Source organism: Pelagibacterium mangrovi (assembly GCF_036662815.1).
GTDB lineage: Bacteria > Pseudomonadota > Alphaproteobacteria > Rhizobiales > Devosiaceae > Pelagibacterium > Pelagibacterium mangrovi.
Map to the genome: position 1 here is coordinate 183,779 of NZ_JBAFXA010000009.1, position 17,889 is coordinate 201,667.

Sequence of the window (17,889 nt, forward strand, 5' to 3'; positions counted from 1 at the left end):
TGCTTCCTTATTGGACCGGATAGCCGATCGCCTCGGCAATCAGGTCTTCCGCCGCTTCCCGAAGAACCGCCTCGCGGGCTTCCCCGAAGATCGGCTCCTTGCCGATGTCGAGCATCACAGGTACCGCAAGAGGCGAGATTCGGTCCAGCCGCTTGTGACGGATGTGCCGCCTGATGCGCTTGAGCGCCACCCCCAGCCGCTCGATATCGAGCAGCCCCCGCGCCGCGTCCCGCCGTGTCGCCTCGATCAGGATATGATCCGGCTCATGCTGATAAAGCACATCATAAATGATGTCCGAACTCACGGTAATCTGGCGACCCGACTTTTCCTTTCCCGGATGCCGGCGCTCGATCAGCCCGGCGATGATGGCGCAATTGCGGAACGTGCGCTTCATCAACGCCGATTCATCGAGCCATGCTTCCAGATCGTCGCCCAGCATGTCCTCGTCGAACAATCTGTCGAGCGAAAGCCGGTCGGTGGCGATCAGCGCGCCCAGATCGGAAGCGCACCAGATGGCCAGCGCATAATCGGACGCCACGAACCCCAGCGGCTGGGCGCGCGCCCTTTCGAGCCGGCGGGTCAGCAGCATGCCCAGCGTCTGATGCGCCAGCCGCCCCTCGAAGGGGTAGCAGACCATGTAATGCTTGTCGGCGCGCGGGAAGGTTTCGACCAGCAGGCTGTCGCTGTCGGGAAGCACCGAGGCGTAGTTCTGCAAATCCAGCCATTCGCGCACCTGATCGGGCAGCACCCGCCAATCCTCGGGATTGGCGAGGATGGCGCGCACGCGCTCGGCGAGAAATGTCGAAAGCGGAAACTTGCCGCCCATATAGGACGGGATCTTGGGATTGTCCGAAAAGGCGCGCGAGACATAGGCCTCGGTTTCCACCACCCCTTCGAACGCCACGACCTCCCCGCCGAACATGAACGTATCGCCGCGCACCAACTGATCGATGAAATATTCTTCGATCTCGCCCAGCACCCTCCCCCCGCGCCCGATGGGCCCGGTGGTCGCCCCCTTGCGCACCCCCCGGGCCCGGACCAGCCGCACCTTGAGCATGGGTTCTTCCACGATGGTGCCAACATTGAGCCGATATTGCTGCGCGATCTGCGGATTGGCGATGCGCCACAGCCCGTCAGGCGTCTTGCGCAGCTTGGCGAACCGCTCATAGGCCCGCAGCGCATAGCCGCCGGTCGAGACGAAATCGAGCACCCGATCGAATTTCTCGCGCGGCAAATCGCGATAAGGCCAGGCCGAAGTGATCTCGCGATAAGTCTCGTCGGCATCGAGCGGGTCGGCGCAGGCGAGCCCCAGGATGTGCTGGGCGAGCACGTCCAGCCCGCCCGGCAGCGGCGTCTCGCTGTCCTGGGCCCCTTCCCTCACCGCCTCCAGCGCCGCCTCACATTCGAGCACTTCAAAACGGTTGGCCGGCACGAACAGCGCTTTCGACGGTTCGTCGAGCCGGTGATTGGCGCGCCCGATGCGCTGGAGCATCCGCGACGCGCCCTTGGGCGCGCCGACCTGCACCACGAGATCGACATCGCCCCAGTCGATGCCCAGGTCCAGCGTCGAGGTGCAGACCACGGCGCGCAGCACCCCCGCCACCATGGCACTTTCCACCTTGCGCCGCTGCTCCACCGAAAGCGAACCGTGATGGAGCGCGATGGGCAGGCCTTCATCGTTGATCGCCCAGAGGTTCTGGAACAGCATCTCGGCCTGGCTGCGGGTGTTGACGAACAAAAGCGTCGTGCCATGCTGCTTGATGGTGTCGTAAAGGTCGGGCACCGCATAGGCCGCCGAGTGCCCCGCCCAGGGCAGCCGCTCCTCGCTGGCGAGGATCGAAAGCTGGGGCGCCGCGCCCCCCGGCGCATTGAGCAGCACCGCAGGCCTGGGCGCCACCGGCGCCGCGATCCAATCCCGCAAGGTCTCGGGCTGGGCCACGGTCGCTGAAAGCGCCGTGACCTTCACCTGGGGGGAAAGCCTTGCCAGCCGCGCCACGCCCAGGCTCAGCAGATCGCCACGCTTGGAGGTCACCAGCGCGTGCAATTCATCGAGCACGATGCGCCGCAATCTCCCGAACACGCGCGCGCTGTCGGGGTGGCTGAGCAGCAGGGCGAGCTGCTCGGGCGTCGTCATCAGGATATGGGGCGGCGCGAAGCGCTGGCGCTGCCGGCGCGCGGCGGGGGTGTCGCCGGTCCGGGTCTCGACCTTGATCTTCAACCCCATTTCCCGCACCGGATCGCCGAGGTTGCGGGCGACGTCCACCGCCAGCGCCTTGAGCGGCGAGATATAGAGCGTATGGAGCCCGTCCATCGGGTCGGCGATCAAATCCTCGATCGAAGGCAGGAAACCGGCCAGCGTCTTGCCCGCCCCTGTGGGCGCGATCAGCAGCACCGAATTGCCGGCGCGCTCGGCCTCGAGCACCGCCAATTGGTGCGGCCGCGCCTGCCAGCCCTTGCCGGCGAACCAGCCCTCAACGATGGGTGAAAGCTGGCTCAAGCCGGTACGCCCTCTTTAATTGGCCATTGTCGGCACTTATGTGGCATCCTGAACAGCGAAAATTCTCTAGAGAATCGAGATTGGACCGGCCGATGAGCCCCGAGACTATGGACAAGCGCGAGACTAATCAAAGACGCGGCGTCGTGGAATCGTTCCTTGGCGGCACGCCCGGGCGCGTCGTGGTCCGGCTGATCCTGATGAGCCTTATCGTGGGTTTCCTGATGTCGGTCTTCGGCCTCAGCCCGCAGGCGATCTTTTCGGCGGTCGAAGGCTTCATCAATTCCATCTTCGACAATGGCTTCGAAGTGCTTCGCGAAGGCTTTGCCTATGTCCTGACCGGCGCGGTCATCGTCCTGCCCCTGTGGTTCCTCGGCCGGCTGATGTCTGCGGGGCGGCGGCGTTAATCGGATAATTGCGCCAGACGGTTGAGCCAGCAAGCGCCGATCTCTAGGATGGTCGCGCGCCACCCGCGCGCCTTCCTTTTTCGATGCTGTTTTCAAGGTAAAGTCCATGTCGCCTGTCATTTTCATCACCGGTGCCACCTCGGGTTTCGGCGCTGCCACCGCGCGCCATTTCGCCCATAACGGATGGAAGGTCATCGCGACGGGCCGGCGGCGCGAGCGGCTGGCCGAACTGGAAGCCGAATTCCCCGAAATCGTCCATGGCATCGAGATGGATCTGACCGACAAGGCATCCATCAAGCACGCCGTTGCCGCCATTCCCGAAAACTTCAAGCCCGTCACGTGCCTGTTCAACAATGGCGGCCTGGCGCTCGGCACCGGCGCAATCCCCGATGTGGATACCGATCAGTGGCAGACCATGATCGACACCAACATCATGGGCCTGCTGCACACGACGCTTGAAGTGCTGCCGCTGGTCAAACAGGTGGGCCGTGGCTCCTCGATCATCAATGTGGGGTCGATCGCGGGTCGCTTCGCCTATACCGGCGGCAATGTCTATGGCGCGACCAAGGCCTTCGTGCACCAGTTCTCGATGAATTTGCGCACCGACACCATGGGCACCGGTATCCGCGTCACATCCCTCGAACCGGGTCACGCCAAGTCCGAATTCACCGCCGTGCGCACGGGCGGGGATTTTGAGGCCAATGAAAACCTCTATGCCGACAACGAGCCCCTGCTCCCCGAGGATATCGCGCAGACCGTCTGGTGGCTGGCCAATCTGCCCGCCCATGTCAACGTCAACTCCATCGAGATCATGCCCGTCTGTCAGGTGCCGACCCGTCCTGTCATCCTCAAAAAGGGCGACTTCGCCAACTAGCGCCCTCATCACCCCGTGAGCAGTTCGGTTCATCCTTTCGAGGTCCGCCATCGCGATGTCTGGGGCATCGCGGTGCCGGCCTCGGTCGCCTTCATCACCGAGCCGGTGGCCGGCGTCGTCGACACTGCGGTTATCGGGCAGTTGGGCGATGCGGGCCTGCTCGGCGGATTGTCGCTGGGGGCCGTGGCCTTCAGCGTGGTTTTCGCCCTGGCCTTCTTCCTGCGCTTCGGCACCGCCGGGCTCACCGCTCAATCGGTCGGCGCACGCGACCCGCTCGATGGACTGTTGCACATGGCCCGCGCCATGGTCGTCGCAATCGTCATGGGGCTTGTCCTTCTGGCGCTCTCAGCCCCGCTTCATTTCGCTTTCGAATTCGCGCTCGCTCCGCCCCCGCAATCGCAGCAGGCTTTTGCCGATTACTGGTTCGTACGCATGGTCTCGGTGCCGTTCGTGCTCGTCAATTTCGTCCTGCTGGGCTGGTTCTACGGCCGGGCCGACGCGCGGACCGGCATGGTGCTGCAAATCCTCGTCAACGTCGTCAACATCGTGCTTTCGATCCTGTTCGTCCAGGGGTTCGGTTGGGGCGTGGCCGGCGCGGCGTGGGGCACTGTCGCCGGTCAAATTGCCGCCGCTGCCCTCGGCGTGCGGATCGCCCTTCGCCACTATGGCGGCCTGAAAGCCATTATCGCCGCCGCGCCCCGCGCCGCCCTGTTCGATCTTGCCGCCCTGCGCCGCATGGTGGGCATCAGCCGGGACCTCATCATCCGCTCGGCGGCGCTGATGAGCGCCTTTGCCTATTTCGCCGCCCAGGGCGCGCGCGTGGACGAGGTGGCGCTATCGGCCAACGCCATCCTCATGCAGCTCTTTTCCATATCGGCGTTCTTCCTCGATGGCCTTGCCACCGCCGTCGAACAGCTTTGCGGCCGGGCGGTCGGCGCACGCTGGCGCCCGGCCTTCGAGCAGGCGATCCGGCTGGGACTGGGCTGGGGGTTGGTAATCGCCGGCGGGCTCTCGGCCCTGCTTTTTGCCGGCGGCTGGGTGGCCATCGATATCATGACGACGAGCGAGCCGGTGCGCGAAATGGCTCGGGTCTATCTGGTCATGGCCGCCCTGACCCCGCTCTCGGGCATGCCGGCCTTCGTTTACGACGGGGTGATGATCGGCGCGACGCTCAACGTCACCATGCGCAACGGCATGGTGGTTTCGCTGCTGATCTATCTGGCAACCGCCATGCTGCTCCAGCCGATCCTGGGGCTTTGGGGCCTATGGATCGCCCTGCACGTCCTGCTTCTGGTCCGCGCCGCCATCTATGCCTGGGCGATCGAACAGCGGAAACCCGAACTCTTCGCCTAGCGACATTCAAATGACAAAACCGGGTTTTGGGCCGTGCCGTGCCTTAATCCACTCCCTTGTCACCCCGGGATTTATTCCCGGGGTCCAGCAGCAGCCTCTCCACCACCTCTAACCTGCTTGCCACTTCCCCCCTAGAGCGTCATCCTGCCCTCTGCCCAATCGGCCACACCAGCATTGGTAAGATCGACCACGCCGCCAAGCCCGCGCGCGGCGATTTCGTGGGAAAGGCCCGTCTTGATCTCCTCGACCATTTCCAGCCCGCCATAGACCAGGGCCGAATAGAGCTGGACGACATTGGCCCCCGCCTCGAACTTGGCGACGGCGCTCTGGGCCGAGTGGACCCCGCCCACCCCGACCAGCGGAAAATCATTGCCGAGCCGCTGGCGCATCTGGGCCAGCCGGCGGGTCGCGAGATTGAACAACGGCTTTCCGGAAAGTCCCCCCGCTTCGCCGGCATTCTTCAACCCGGCCACCGCCTCGCGCGAAATCGTCGTGTTCGAAACGATCAGCCCGTCGATACCGCTCTCGAGAACCGTCCGCGCGATCGCATCCATCTGCCTCTCGTCCAGATCGGGGGCGATCTTGACCAGAATCGGCGACTGGCGCGTTTGGCTTGCCCGCGCTTCTAAAACCGCCTCAAGCAGTGCGCTCAGCGCTTCCCCAGCCTGAAGGTCCCGCAGGCCGGGCGTGTTGGGCGAGGAGATATTGACGGCAAGATAATCGGCCAGCGGCGCGAAGGCTTTGACGCCCTCCACATAGTCGGCAACGAAATCCGTGCTGTCCTTGTTGGCGCCGATATTTACGCCCACCACGGAGCCGGCGGCCCGGCTCTTGAGGCGTTCGCGCGCGGCAAAATGGCCTTCATTGTTGAACCCCAGCCGGTTGATCACGCCCATGGTTTCGGGAATGCGAAACACGCGGGGGGCAGGATTGCCCTGCTGGGCGCGTGGGGTAACGGTCCCGACCTCGACAAAGCCGAATCCCACTTTGGACAAGGCCCCAAAAACCTCGGCGTTCTTGTCGAAGCCGGCGGCCATGCCCAGGGGATTGGCGAGATCGAGCCCGCAAAACCGCGTCGCGAGATTGGCCGGTGCCGGCGAGCCGGAGGGCGCAAGGCCGAATTTGAGCGCATTGATCGTGGCGCGATGGGCCGTTTCGGCGTCCATGCGCATGAGCATGTCCTGGGCGAGGCGCTGCATGCCCGGATTGCGGAACAGATCACCCAGCGCCATCAACCGATCTCCGGCAGATCGAACCCGCCATCGGGCCGCGCGTCCAGCACCCGTTCGCCAATCACCGAAGACATGGGCAGGCGGGCATAGAGATGGGGGAACAACTGGCCCCCACGGGACGGCTCCCAGCGCAACGCCTCGTCGAGCAGATCGGGGTCTATGGTTGCAAGCACCAGCCCGGCTTGCCCGCGATAGTGCTTTTCCAGCGTTTCGGCCAGTTGGGCGGCGGTCGAAAAATGGATGTAGCCATCGGCGAGATCGACCGGCGTGCCCTCGAGATATCCAAGCGTCCGGGCTTTGGCCCAATCCTGGGCGGAGGCGATTTTGTAGATCGGTTCGGCCATGTGCCCTCCCTGTCGGCAGTGGTCTAGCGTTGTGGGAAAGTCCTGCCAAGCTTGGAAATATCTTTACAAGAGACTAATGCCATAATAGGACTAATTTCCAAGCTGATTGGATATAATTCCTTTTTCGGAAACCAACTGTCCATGTTGTCTCATCGCGCCATATGGGAAGCTCTCGACAGCCTTGCCGAGCGGCACGGCCTGTCCGCTTCCGGGCTGGCCAAGCTGGCCGGCCTCGATGCCACCGCCTTCAACCCCTCCAAGCGCGTCAGCAAGGATGGGCGCGAACGCTGGCCATCGACAGAATCGATCGCCAAGGTCCTGGAAGCGACCAGCGAGAGTTTCGATTCCCTGCTCTCGGGCGGGCTGTCCTACACGCAGGGTGCCGGCGCCGGCCGGGTCGTGCCGCTCCTGGGCTTCGCACAGGCCGGTTCCGGGGGCTATTTCGATTCTTCGGGTTTCCCCGTCGGACAGGGCTGGGACGAGGTCCGCTTCCCCGGCCTCGGGGACGATCCAGCCTATGCGCTGGAAGTCACCGGGGATTCCATGCAGCCGCTTTACCGCGACGGGGACATCGTCATCGTCTCCCCCACCGAACAGCTTCGGCGCGGCGACCGCGTCGTCGCCCGCACCATAGGCGGTGAGGTGATGGCCAAGATCCTGCACCGGCGCACCGAAAAACAGATCGAACTCCATTCGATCAACCCCGATCACGCCCCGCGCGTCTTCAAGCCCGAGGAGATCGACTGGATCGCCCGCATCCTGTGGGCCAGCCAGTAATCAGGCGAGCGCTTCGGCCAGAAGATCGAGCCAGGCGCTCCACCCTTGCTTGGTGGCCTCGATATCCTCGTCGCCCATCGCCGGCCCGTCCCACCGATTGGTCAGCGTCAACTCGGTCCGCCGCCCATCCAGCGCGACGAGTTCGATAGCGATCGTCTCGTTCTGGTAAGGATTGTCCTCGACCTGCCCTGCCTTGAAGGTCATGACGATCTTGCGGTCGGGCACCAGCTCGAGATATTGGCCATGGTGGATGAACTGACCACCCTGGCCATCGTCATTGACGAAGCGATAGGCACCACCCACCCGCACATCGGCCGCATCGACCTCGCCGACCCATTGGGCCAGGCGCTCGGGGTCCGTCCAAGCCCGATAAACATCCTCGATCGGGCTATCGAACTCCCGGACCAGTGACAGCGATTTTCCGCTCATGGGCAGCCTCCTTGGTTGGGAGGCACTAAAACATCAAACAGGCCGTCAACATACCGGTCAATTGCCTATTCAACACCAGTCAACTCACCCTTAAGTGCGCGTTCGATCAAAATACGTGTGTTTTCAATGCCATAGAGCGCTGCGAACGAGCCGAACCGCGGTCCGCGTTCCTGGCCGATGAGCACCTGATAGATCATCTGGAAGAACGCGCCCGAAACCCCCGGCCCGCCATTGGGGCCGGTGCGCGAATGGTCCTGATAGCGCTCGATCTCGCGCGCCACGTCGAGCGCCGCGTTCTGGATCGTCTCGCCGTCCGAACCCTCCGGCAGGGTCGCAAGCGCCGCCGACAGGCTCTCCAGCGCAGCACGCTCCACATCGTCGGGCGCGCGGTAGTTTTTCTTAACGAAATCATGGAAATAGCGGATAGCGTAGCCCACCAGAGCATCGAGATGCGGATGGGTCTGCGGCGTCACACCGGGCGCATAGGCCGAAATAAAGCCCCACATCACATCGCGGTTCTCGGGGTTGGAGGCGGTCGCGAGGTTGAGCAGCAGCGCAAAGCTCACCGGCATATCCTGGGCCGGCGGGCGGCCTGAATGGATATGGAAAGCCGGGTTTTCCAGCAACGCCGCGGCATCCTGCTTCTGGGCCGAGGCCGCAAACGAGAAATACTCATCCACCGCCTTGGGAATGACATCGAAATACAACCGCTTGGCCGTGCGCGGCTTCTGGAACATGAACAGCGACAGGCTTTCCGAAGACGCATAGGTCAGCCATTCGTCGATGGTGATCCCATTGCCCTTGGACTTGGAAATCTTCTGGCCTTCCTCGTCGAGGAACAGCTCATAGACATAGTGCTCGGGCGGCGTTCCGCCGAGGATCGCGCAGATCCTGTCGTAAACCGCCTGATTGGTCTGGTGATCCTTGCCGAACATTTCGAAATCGACGCCCAGCGCGGCCCAGCGCATGCCGAAATCGGGCTTCCACTGCAACTTCACATTGCCCCCGGTCACCGGCAGCGTCACGTCCCGCCCGTCCTCGTCTTCAAAGGTCACCGTGCCGTCCTTGGCGTCGATCTCCTTCATGGGCACATAGAGCACACGGCCCGAAATCGGGGATATGGGCAGGATGGGCGAATAGGTCGCCTGCCGCTCGGCCCCGAGCGTGGGCAGCATCACGCCCATGATATCGTCATAGCGTTCCAGCGCACGCAGCAGCATCGCGTCGAACTTGCCAGACTTGTAATATTGGGTCGCGCTGGCGAATTCATAGTCGAACCCGAAGGTATCGAGGAACCGACGCAGCATGGCGTTGTTGTGATCGCCAAAGCTCGGATACTCATTGGTCCAGGGATCGGGCACCGCTGTCAGCGGCTTTTGCAGAAACGGCTCCAGCGCTTCCTTGGACGGCACGTTGTCGGGGATCTTGCGCATCCCGTCCATGTCGTCGGAAAAGCAGATCAGCCGGGTCTTGATCGCATCGTCGGTCAGAAGGCGAAACGCGGTGCGGACCATGGTGGTGCGCATCACCTCACCGAAGGTGCCGATATGGGGCAGGCCTGAAGGGCCATATCCGGTCTCGAAGATCACCTCGTCCTTGCCGAGCTTTTCGGCCCGTTTGACCACTTTTCTCGCTTCCTCGAACGGCCAGGCGCGGGCGTTCGCGGCGGAGGCAATGGCATCGGGGTCGAGCGGAGGCAGAGTGTGGGGCACGGTGCCCATCCTTGGCGTCTGAGGAAAATCCGGAAGGGCCGGTGTTGCACCAAGCACGGGGAAAGGTCAATGCCGATGGCTCCGCCCCTTGCACTCTGCTACCGTGCTTTCTAGATTTCGCCGCGGCCCACTCCGAGTTGAGGTGACTCCATGCAGCTTTCCCCCACCGACGCCCTCGTCCAGATCATGGTCATGACGGCCGTTTCCGACAAGGACGTCACAGATCGCGAGATGGATCGTTTCGCGGCGCTGATCAGCCGTTGGCCGGTATTTGAAAGCTTCGACGTTTCGCGGCTGCCCGAAATTGCCACCTCATGCGTCGAAACGATCAACAAGGCCGGCCTCGATGCACTGCTCGGCCAGATCGCCGAAACGCTGGAGCCGAGACTACAGGAAACCGCCTACGCCATCGCCGTGGAAATCGCCACGGTCGACCTGAGGCTCAACCAGGAGGAATTGCGGATGCTCGAAATGATCCGCGACGCCTTCTCCATCGACCGGTTGACCACGGCAGCGATCGAAACCTCCGCCCGCATCCGCCATCGGCGGCTGTAGCCGGCTAATAGAAACTCACGGGGAACCAGCGCAGATAGATTTCGTCGAGACGCCCTTCGCGCTGGAGCCTCATGAGCGCCCAGTTTATCGCCACGCGAACATTGTCCAGCCCTGCGGGCACGGCAACCGACAGCCCGGCGCCGAACAGATCGGGCCGGAAATAGGGATCGCCGGCAAAATCGCAACAGTCGGGGTTCTCGTTGAGCCAGAACGAGGCGCGCGCCGCATCGCCGAAATAGGCATCCGCCTCACCGGAAGCCACTGCTGCCAACGCATCGAACTCGCTGTCGAAGCCCACGAGCTCGACCTCGGGGAGCGTACGCTCCATAAGTTCGGCATGGGCCGAGCCCGCGCGCACCGCAAGCCGGCCGGTCATCGCCAGCGGATCGAAACTGGCCGTCGCCGCGCGCGGCGTCACGAACCTGCCCGGCAATTGCATGTAGATACGGGAAAAATCGAAGCGCCCCGCCGCCTCTCCGCCGATGTCGAGCCCGGCGATCAAGGCGTCGCCCTGATTGTCGGCCAACGCATCCTGCACGCGGTTCCAGGGCCAGGCCTGGATCGTGCAGCGCGCCTCAAGCCGCGCGCAGATGGCGTCGGCCAGGTCGATATGGAAGCCCACCAGCCGGCCATCGGCATCGGTATAGTTGAAAGGCGGGAAATCCGGTGTCGTCAAAAACCGCAGCGCCGGCACCGGGGCCGGGTCGACGACATCGTCGCGGGCGCCCGGATCGACATGCACCGGCAGGTTCTGGGCTGCCGCCGTCCCGGCGAAAGCGACGGATAAAAGAGCGGCAATCAGCGCCGCCCGGATTGCTGGCATCGTCGTTTTTCCACAGACGGACGAAGAATTTCCGTCTCGTTATGGCCGATCGCGACGACAATTGATAGCGTTGCATCAAGGATTTGGGGGCATATGACCGTCTTGCGGCCGTTTGGCGATGTCGAACTTGCTGGCGCGCTGGCTGCACAGCCGGCGTGGTCCCGGCATGTGGCCAACGCCACGCTCGAACGTGCCCGTAAACTGGGCGTCGACGTTATGGATGTTTTGGCCGGCGCCGTTCCGGACGACCGGGAGTTGCCCTATCGCGAGGCGGCGCGTCTTCTAGGGCTAGATTATTTCTCCGATATCGAACCGTTCCTTTCGCCCTTCGATGCTCGCATAGAAATCGACCGGCTCGCCGGCCTGAAATCGGTTCGCGGCCTGTTGGACGGCCGCGAGGTGCTTTTTCTGGCTCCGGGCTTCCAGCACATAAAAACCCTCGCGGCGCGGATCGCTGCCGACCCCGATTTGCGCAACCGGCTGTGCATCGTTTCCCCGGCGACGCTGGAAGCAGGCGTGGCCGCCGTCAATTCGGACCTTCTGACCGCCAACGCCATCGAGCGTCTGGCCCGGCGATATCCGCTGGCCAGTGCCCATCTCGATCTTCCGCTATGGGTTCGGGCCGGGTTCGTGTTTCTCATCGCGGCGATCGTCACAGTCTCGATGATACCGGGGTTTCTTCAACCGCTCTTTCTGGGCGTCGTGTCGCTGGCGCTTGCCGCACCTTCGGTGTTCAGGCTCTGGGCGGCGTTTACGTTCGGGCGAAACCGTCCGCTGGTTCCTCAAATCCTTCTGGCGGACGGCGAACTGCCGATCTACACAGTACTGATCCCCTTGCGCAACGAAGCCCATATGGTCCCCCAGATCGCGGAGGCCATGCGCCGGCTGGACTATCCGGGTGAAAAGCTCGACATCAAATTTATTGTCGAAAGCGCAAGCCCGCGAACGGTTTCCGCCGTGGAGAAAATTCTGGGCGATCCCCGTTTTTCCCTGATCGTCGTTCCCCAATATCGTCCCTTCACCAAGCCCAAGGCGCTCAATTTCGCGCTGCCTCTGGCGCGCGGCGAGCATGTGGTGGTGTTCGACGCCGAAGATTTGCCCGATCCCCAGCAATTGCGGGCCGCCGCGAGCCTTTTTGCCTCTGACCACACCCTTGAGTGCCTGCAAGGCGAACTGGTCATCACCAATGCGTCGCGGCGCTGGATAACGCGAATGTTCGCCGCCGAATATGCCGGCCATTTCGGCGTGCTGCTGCCCGCCATCGGGCGGGCAAAATTCCCGGTTCCGCTCGGTGGCACCTCCAATCACTTCCGCACCAGAACCCTGCGCGACATCGGCGCCTGGGATGCCTTCAACGTGACTGAGGATGCCGATCTGGGCATTCGCATGGCCCGGCTGGGACTGAGGGTGGAAAGTCTTGCCACTTCGACATGGGAAGAGGCGCCCGAAAGCATCGGAAGCTGGGTGCGACAGCGTTCTCGGTGGATCAAGGGCTGGATGCAGACGCTGATCGTCCATTCCGCCCAGCCGGGCAAGCTTCTGGGCGATCTCGGTTGGGCCAGCCTTATCGCCTTCTACGTCTTTGTGGGCGGCATGGTGTTGTCGCTGACCGTGCACGGGCTGTTCCTCGTGACGACGCTGGTACGACTGATCCATGAAACGCTCGTGCTCGGAGCGCCCGATGCCTGGACCCTGGCTGGACTGGGCGCGTTGCTGCTGGGCTATTGCGGCGCCGGCGTGATCAGCGTGGTCGGGCTCGAGCGGATCGGGCGGGCCGATCTTCACCGGTCGCTCATCGGACTGCCCGTCTATTGGCTGCTCGCATGGTATGCGGTGGCGATCGCGTGTTTCGAGCTGATCGTGAAGCCCTATCACTGGGCCAAGACCGACCATAAGGGGTTGGATGGCCCCATACCGCCACCGCCGACGATCCGGACGCCTACGCTCAAAAATCCCGCGCCCAGCCCCCAAACATCCCTATAGATCGCTGCGATTATCGGGACAAAAAGGGCCTGGATCGCTATTTCGGGTTGAACGGCAAAGTGATTTGCACCAGCTTTCTCGGTCTTCGGGCAGTGAAGCGATGAAAAGGCCGAGACCGAATGCGCTTATCGGGTCTATCGGACCGTGCGATAGCTTTGGCAATCGCGGGCATCCTGGGCGTCCTGCTCTCGGTCGTGCTCGCGATGTCGTTGTTTTTGCGCTATGTTCCGGTTTCCACGCTGGTCGCGTTCGTCATCTATGTCTTTGGCGTGGTTGCGCTGACCCTAGTGACAGCCGGTCGCGGTCGGCGTGGGACCATCTGGCCTGTGCGCCTACTTCTTCCGATTCCAGCCGCGCTTTTCAGTTGGTGGGTTCTTTGGCTTTTCGGTCTTTAGCGCCCTGCCCTCGCCGCAATGCTGTCAATGCCGACTGGACAGACCGGGCGGCGCGCCAGAAGGCCGGGGTCTGCTTGATCCGCCGCTTGGCCGTGCGGGCAGCGCGCAGCAGCGGGGCGACCAATTGGCCCGGAGCAGAGATGGGGACGACGATATCGAACACCGTTTCACGGCGCGTCCAGTCCGTCTTATAGTCGAAATCGCCCAACCCCATGTCGAGCCCGGTTACGCCATCGGTGCGCAACGCGTCGACGAGCAGGGAGAGCGTTACACCCATCAGCGAATAGCGCGAGGCGTCGCCGTAATCGGTGGAATTGATATATTGCGAATAGTGATCGGGGCCGAAAGTGCCCACGCTGGTGGCAACGATCCGATCACCCGCATAGAGGGCGTGCAGGCTCATCGCGGGGCGCGATTGCCCCAGCCCGGATATCGCGAGGCTACGGAAAAGGCGCTGGAAGGTGGGACGGGCGAATACGTTCTCGACTCCCATCTGGACGAAACGCTTCCCGCGTTGGTCCAGAAAAACGGCAAGGATTTCATCGACTTCGGCTTCCGTTTCGGCACGGTGAAGCCTTATGGCACCGAAGCCTTCCTCCAGCCGGCGCTGGGAGCGGCGGATATTGGTGCGCCGCTTGTGTGGCAAGGATTGTTCGATAAAGGGCGCATCGCCCGGAGCCAGTTCGTTGACGTAGAAATTGTCGGGCGCCGGGCTTCCGCCAAGCGCGGCTAACGGGTTTGCGAACGCTCCGATCCGAGGGGACACGCAGTGGAAATTGACGATATCGGCCGGCAATTTTTCCAGGGATTTCCGGAGGTTTTCGGGGGTCAGGACATTCGCGGAACCGGGATCGAAAACCAGCCCGTCGCCATTGGAAATCGGCATGCCGATGACCTGCGCGATCCGAACGCCAAAGCGATTGAAGATCTCGAACGGAATGAGCGCAACCGGGCGTTCGGCTTGGGTGAGCACCATGATGGCGATCCGGCTGGGCGTAGTAAAACCGGCTTCCAGATAAGCCTTGATCCAGTCGTAGCGCTGGTAGGGCGTGAAGACGCCACGCGCTTCGAGGGCCCGCCAGACCTGTTCGGACGCGACGAGGTTCTCGTGGATATGAATGCCGAGAGGCGTGACGTTCGGAGAGACCGACGTACCTGCTTCATCGAGATCGGTAACCGCCGGCATGGCCATTGACGGGTTTTCCTTTCAGTCGCGCGCTTGGGCGGACTATTGCTGGAAAACCCTAGGAAAAGCTGAAATTTTCCCGATCAAAGCCGGGAATGTGGAGCATGGTCAACCATCTCTAAACGGCCCGGACGGCACTGCCCGGGCCGTTGATATCTTTGCGTCAGAGCACTTCGACGAGTTCGACGTCGAACACCAGATCCTTGCCGGCCAGCGGGTGGTTGGCGTCGACCGTGATGGCGTCGTCGGAAGTGTCGACGACCGTCAAGGTCATGGCGCGACCGTCGCTGCCGGTGGCCTGGAGGCGCGCGCCGATGGAAGCGTCTACCCCGTCGGGGATCTGGGTGCGGGGAACGGACTGGACGCCTTCGGGGCGATGGGGGCCGTAAGCACCGTCGGCGGGGATGGTGACGGTCTGCTTGTCGCCGACGTTCATGCCCTGGACCTGCTCGTCCAGGCCCTGGATGATCTGGCCGGAACCAAGTTGAAATTCAAGGGGTTCGCGGCCGTCCGAGGAATCGAATTGCGTGCCGTCGGTGAGCCGCCCGGTATAGTGAATACGCACAGTATCCCCGTGCTTTGCCTGGGTCATTCTGTGTCCTTTTTTCGCTGGTGTTTGCGAGGGCCGGACGCATGGCGTCATAAACCGGCCCGGCGAAAATCCGCCATCAGCTCAGCGGATGCAGTCGACAATGTAGGGACCTCGACACCGATGTAAACCGCACAACCTTACATATACGGGTCGAGATCGGGCTTATATGGCGATGAACGCGCCCCTGTACGGCCGTTTAGGGGAATCGTTGTGCCCAATTCCAATCGCCATCTCCCAGAATGGGTGCGGCGCGATCGAGCGAGAGTGGGCTGCGGGAAAAATTGAGGGGCGTTCTCAGGCCGGGAATGGACTGAGGCTGGATGCTTAGGGTCCGGGCTGCGACCTGACTGTCGGAAAGAGCCTCGGCCACCGTATTGATCGGCCCGCATGGGACTTGAGCCACGTCCAGTGCCGCAATCAGTTCCAATTTGGTGCGGGCCGAAGTGGCTTTCTCGATGGCGGCGCAGACAGCGGCGCGGTTGGCGACACGGCCGGGATTGGTCGCCGCCTGCGGGTCGGCGGCGAGGGCGGGAAGGTCCAGCGCAGCGCAGAGCGAACGGAACTGACGATCATTGCCGCAGGCTATGATGACATGGCCGTCCGAGGCTGGGAAAACACCATAGGGCACGATATTGGGATGGGCATTGCCGAGCCTTGTGGGACTGGTGCCCGAGACGAGATAGTTCATGGCTTGATTTGCAAGTACGGCTAGCCCGACATCGAACAGGGCGATATCGATATGCTGCCCCCTGCCCGAACGCTCGCGCTCGGCGAGCGCGGCCTGGACGCCGATGGTGCCGTAAAGGCCGGTGAACACATCGATCCAGGCAACGCCGACCTTTTGCGGTTCGCCATCGGGCGCACCGGTCAGGTCCATGATGCCGCTCATGCCCTGGATCAAGAAATCATAGCCCGGCTGGGCGGCGCGGGGTCCGGTCTGGCCGAAGCCGGTGATCGAGCAATAGACGAGACGCGGGTTGAGGGTCGAGAGCGTGGGATAATCGAGCCCATAACGGGCGAGGCCGCCGAGCTTGAAATTTTCGACGAGCACGTCGGCTCCGGCGATGAGCGCTTTGAGGCGGGCGAGCTGGTCGGGGTCGTTGAAATCGCAGACCAGCGACCGCTTGGAGCGGTTGGCGGCGTGGAAATAGGCGGCGACGGTTTCGGTGCCGCCGTCGGACGTTGGACGCTCTATGAAGGGCGGGCCCCAGCGGCGCGTATCGTCGCCTTCCGGGCTTTCGATCTTGATCACCTCGGCGCCCAGATCGGCCAAGGTCTGGCCCAGCCACGGTCCGGCGAGGATGCGGGCGAGCTCGACGACGCGCAGACCCGAGAGCGGAGGTGTGCCGGACGGGTCTGCCATGCTCAAAAGAAGGCCTGGAGGCCGGTTTGTGCACGGCCCAGGATAAGGGCGTGCACGTCGTGGGTGCCCTCATAGGTGTTGACCGTTTCCAGGTTCTGGGCGTGGCGCATGACGTGGTATTCGATCTGGATGCCGTTGCCCCCGTGCATGTCGCGGGCGGCGCGGGCGATATCAAGCGCCTTGCCGCAATTGTTGCGCTTGACGATGGAGATCATTTCGGGGGCCATGCGGCCCTCGTCCATCAGGCGGCCGACGCGCAGGGAGGCCTGCAAACCCAGCGCGATCTCGGTCTGCATGTCGGCGAGCTTTTTCTGGAAGAGCTGGGTGGCGGCGAGCGGGCGGCCGAACTGGGTTCTGTCGAGCCCATATTGGCGGGCTCGATGCCAGCAATCTTCTGCCGCGCCCATCGCGCCCCAGGCGATGCCGTAGCGGGCCCGGTTGAGGCAGCCGAAGGGGCCGCTCATGCCCTCGGCATCGGGCAGTATCGCGTCCTCGGGGATTTCGACGCCGTCCATGACGATTTCTCCGGTGACCGAGGCGCGCAGCGAAAGCTTGCCGCCGATCTTGGGCGCGGAAAGGCCTTCCATTCCCTTTTCGAGGATGAAGCCGCGCACCTTGCCGCCGTGAGCGGCCGATTTTGCCCAAACGACGAAAACGTCGGCGATAGGGGAGTTGGAAATCCAGGTCTTGGAGCCCGAAAGCCGATAGCCGCCGTCGATCTTTTCGGCGCGGGTCTTCATCGAACCGGGATCGGAACCGGCGTCGGGCTCGGTCAGCCCGAAACAACCGATCCATTCGCCCGAAGCGAGCCTGGGCAGGTATTTGCGCCGTTGCGCGTCCGAGCCATAGGCGTGGATCGGGAACATGACCAGCGAGGATTGAACGCTCATCATGGACCGGTAACCGGAATCGACCCGCTCGATCTCGCGGGCGATCAGCCCATAGGCGACATAGGACGCGCCGAGCCCGCCGAACTCTTCCGGGATGGTGGCGCCCAACAGGCCCGCCGCACCAAAATCGGCAAAGATCGTGGGGTCGACACGCTCCTCCAGATAATCGTCCTGGACACGCGGGGCGAGTTTGTCGGCGGCGAAAGCGGCGGCTGAATCCCGGATCATCCGCTCCTCGGACGACAATTGATCTTCGAAAAGAAAAGGATCGGACCAGACGAAACCGCCCTGCACCCCGCTTTTGTTGCCCATGGTTCCTCCCCGGAAAATCGAATGCGTTTCAGAGAAGATAGCCTCTGCGCGAGACGGGAAAAACCGGGAAATTTCGTCGGAACGAAGCTCTGCAATAACGAAACGACGAGCCCATGCATGCGGATGCGCGAGTTTGGCGCGTCCGGGGCGTTCTGGCGCGATCAAAAT

General features: G+C 62.9%; 16 protein-coding genes. 6 read left to right on the forward strand and 10 right to left on the reverse strand.

Annotated features, from left to right (window positions below; translation table 11 throughout):
• Window positions 1-7 precede the first annotated feature (7 nt).
• Window positions 8-2,497, reverse strand: a complete 2,490-nt coding sequence (locus V4T21_RS16455; protein WP_332718838.1) for a ligase-associated DNA damage response DEXH box helicase — start codon at window positions 2,495-2,497, stop codon at window positions 8-10.
• Between the two features lie 92 nt (window positions 2,498-2,589).
• Here V4T21_RS16455 and V4T21_RS16460 point away from each other — a divergent pair, with 92 nt between their 5' ends.
• The 3 genes from V4T21_RS16460 to V4T21_RS16470 all read left to right on the forward strand — a co-directional run bounded on the left by V4T21_RS16460 (window position 2,590) and on the right by V4T21_RS16470 (window position 5,128).
• A complete protein-coding gene (locus V4T21_RS16460) occupies window positions 2,590-2,901 on the forward strand; it encodes a DUF6460 domain-containing protein (RefSeq protein ID WP_332718840.1) in 312 nt (103 codons plus the stop codon).
• Between the two features lie 106 nt (window positions 2,902-3,007).
• Window positions 3,008-3,775, forward strand: coding sequence for an SDR family NAD(P)-dependent oxidoreductase (locus V4T21_RS16465; RefSeq protein WP_332718842.1), 768 nt, complete (start codon window positions 3,008-3,010; stop codon window positions 3,773-3,775).
• A 15-nt stretch (window positions 3,776-3,790) separates the two neighbouring features.
• Window positions 3,791-5,128 (forward strand): MATE family efflux transporter, encoded by a 1,338-nt coding sequence (locus V4T21_RS16470; protein WP_332718844.1) that lies wholly within the window; start codon window positions 3,791-3,793, stop codon window positions 5,126-5,128.
• Between the two features lie 131 nt (window positions 5,129-5,259).
• On the opposite strand, the gene V4T21_RS16475 is transcribed toward V4T21_RS16470, so the two are convergent.
• Window positions 5,260-6,360 (reverse strand): quinone-dependent dihydroorotate dehydrogenase, encoded by a 1,101-nt coding sequence (locus V4T21_RS16475; RefSeq protein WP_440589664.1) that lies wholly within the window; start codon window positions 6,358-6,360, stop codon window positions 5,260-5,262.
• Entirely contained in the window at window positions 6,360-6,704 is a 345-nt protein-coding gene (locus V4T21_RS16480; protein WP_332718845.1) for a DUF952 domain-containing protein, read from the reverse strand. The genes V4T21_RS16475 and V4T21_RS16480 overlap by 1 nt, the downstream gene beginning before the upstream one ends.
• 141 nt (window positions 6,705-6,845) lie before the next feature.
• Here V4T21_RS16480 and V4T21_RS16485 point away from each other — a divergent pair, with 141 nt between their 5' ends.
• The gene (locus tag V4T21_RS16485) at window positions 6,846-7,481 is read left to right on the forward strand and encodes a S24 family peptidase (protein ID WP_332718848.1); all 636 of its coding nucleotides are present in this window, start codon (window positions 6,846-6,848) and stop codon (window positions 7,479-7,481) included.
• Here the strand turns inward: V4T21_RS16485 and V4T21_RS16490 are convergent, their stop codons facing one another.
• Window positions 7,482-7,910, reverse strand: coding sequence for an SRPBCC family protein (locus tag V4T21_RS16490; RefSeq protein ID WP_332718850.1), 429 nt, complete (start codon window positions 7,908-7,910; stop codon window positions 7,482-7,484). It lies immediately after the preceding gene.
• 65 nt (window positions 7,911-7,975) lie between these two features.
• On the reverse strand, window positions 7,976-9,631 hold the full coding sequence (locus tag V4T21_RS16495) for a lysine--tRNA ligase (protein WP_440589665.1): 1,656 nt from the start codon (window positions 9,629-9,631) through the stop codon (window positions 7,976-7,978).
• Between the two features lie 141 nt (window positions 9,632-9,772).
• Between V4T21_RS16495 and V4T21_RS16500 the strand changes: the two genes are divergently transcribed.
• Entirely contained in the window at window positions 9,773-10,177 is a 405-nt protein-coding gene (locus V4T21_RS16500) for a tellurite resistance TerB family protein (RefSeq protein ID WP_332718854.1), read from the forward strand.
• A gap of 4 nt (window positions 10,178-10,181) precedes the next feature.
• Here the strand turns inward: V4T21_RS16500 and V4T21_RS16505 are convergent, their stop codons facing one another.
• The gene (locus tag V4T21_RS16505; RefSeq protein WP_332718855.1) at window positions 10,182-11,000 is read right to left on the reverse strand and encodes a transporter substrate-binding domain-containing protein; all 819 of its coding nucleotides are present in this window, start codon (window positions 10,998-11,000) and stop codon (window positions 10,182-10,184) included.
• Window positions 11,001-11,093: 93 nt separating this feature from the next.
• On the opposite strand from V4T21_RS16505, the gene V4T21_RS16510 reads away from it, so the two are divergent.
• A complete protein-coding gene (locus V4T21_RS16510) occupies window positions 11,094-12,983 on the forward strand; it encodes a glycosyltransferase family 2 protein (protein ID WP_332718857.1) in 1,890 nt (629 codons plus the stop codon).
• A gap of 360 nt (window positions 12,984-13,343) precedes the next feature.
• On the opposite strand, the gene V4T21_RS16515 is transcribed toward V4T21_RS16510, so the two are convergent.
• The 4 genes from V4T21_RS16515 to V4T21_RS16530 all read right to left on the reverse strand — a co-directional run bounded on the left by V4T21_RS16515 (window position 13,344) and on the right by V4T21_RS16530 (window position 17,721).
• Window positions 13,344-14,570 (reverse strand): GNAT family N-acetyltransferase, encoded by a 1,227-nt coding sequence (locus V4T21_RS16515; RefSeq protein ID WP_332718859.1) that lies wholly within the window; start codon window positions 14,568-14,570, stop codon window positions 13,344-13,346.
• A gap of 157 nt (window positions 14,571-14,727) precedes the next feature.
• Window positions 14,728-15,156, reverse strand: coding sequence for an FKBP-type peptidyl-prolyl cis-trans isomerase (locus V4T21_RS16520; RefSeq protein ID WP_332718861.1), 429 nt, complete (start codon window positions 15,154-15,156; stop codon window positions 14,728-14,730).
• A gap of 196 nt (window positions 15,157-15,352) precedes the next feature.
• Window positions 15,353-16,519: a CaiB/BaiF CoA transferase family protein gene (locus V4T21_RS16525; RefSeq protein ID WP_332718863.1), complete on the reverse strand. Its 1,167-nt coding sequence runs from the start codon at window positions 16,517-16,519 to the stop codon at window positions 15,353-15,355.
• Window positions 16,520-16,521: 2 nt separating this feature from the next.
• A complete protein-coding gene (locus V4T21_RS16530) occupies window positions 16,522-17,721 on the reverse strand; it encodes an acyl-CoA dehydrogenase (protein ID WP_332718865.1) in 1,200 nt (399 codons plus the stop codon).
• Window positions 17,722-17,889: the final 168 nt, after the last annotated feature.

Excerpts from the sequence above, each read along its gene's own strand:
- V4T21_RS16460 (WP_332718840.1), top strand. The coding sequence starts at position 2,590 with ATGAGCCCCGAGACTATGGACAAGCGCGAGACTAATCAAAGACGCGGC.
- V4T21_RS16465 (WP_332718842.1), top strand. The coding sequence starts at position 3,008 with ATGTCGCCTGTCATTTTCATCACCGGTGCCACCTCGGGTTTCGGCGCT.
- V4T21_RS16475 (WP_440589664.1), bottom strand. The coding sequence starts at position 6,360 with ATGGCGCTGGGTGATCTGTTCCGCAATCCGGGCATGCAGCGCCTCGCC.
- V4T21_RS16480 (WP_332718845.1), bottom strand. The coding sequence starts at position 6,704 with ATGGCCGAACCGATCTACAAAATCGCCTCCGCCCAGGATTGGGCCAAA.
- V4T21_RS16485 (WP_332718848.1), top strand. The coding sequence starts at position 6,846 with ATGTTGTCTCATCGCGCCATATGGGAAGCTCTCGACAGCCTTGCCGAG.
- V4T21_RS16490 (WP_332718850.1), bottom strand. The coding sequence starts at position 7,910 with ATGAGCGGAAAATCGCTGTCACTGGTCCGGGAGTTCGATAGCCCGATC.
- V4T21_RS16495 (WP_440589665.1), bottom strand. The coding sequence starts at position 9,631 with ATGGGCACCGTGCCCCACACTCTGCCTCCGCTCGACCCCGATGCCATT.
- V4T21_RS16500 (WP_332718854.1), top strand. The coding sequence starts at position 9,773 with ATGCAGCTTTCCCCCACCGACGCCCTCGTCCAGATCATGGTCATGACG.
- V4T21_RS16505 (WP_332718855.1), bottom strand. The coding sequence starts at position 11,000 with ATGCCAGCAATCCGGGCGGCGCTGATTGCCGCTCTTTTATCCGTCGCT.
- V4T21_RS16510 (WP_332718857.1), top strand. The coding sequence starts at position 11,094 with ATGACCGTCTTGCGGCCGTTTGGCGATGTCGAACTTGCTGGCGCGCTG.
- V4T21_RS16515 (WP_332718859.1), bottom strand. The coding sequence starts at position 14,570 with ATGGCCATGCCGGCGGTTACCGATCTCGATGAAGCAGGTACGTCGGTC.
- V4T21_RS16520 (WP_332718861.1), bottom strand. The coding sequence starts at position 15,156 with ATGACCCAGGCAAAGCACGGGGATACTGTGCGTATTCACTATACCGGG.
- V4T21_RS16525 (WP_332718863.1), bottom strand. The coding sequence starts at position 16,519 with ATGGCAGACCCGTCCGGCACACCTCCGCTCTCGGGTCTGCGCGTCGTC.
- V4T21_RS16530 (WP_332718865.1), bottom strand. The coding sequence starts at position 17,721 with ATGGGCAACAAAAGCGGGGTGCAGGGCGGTTTCGTCTGGTCCGATCCT.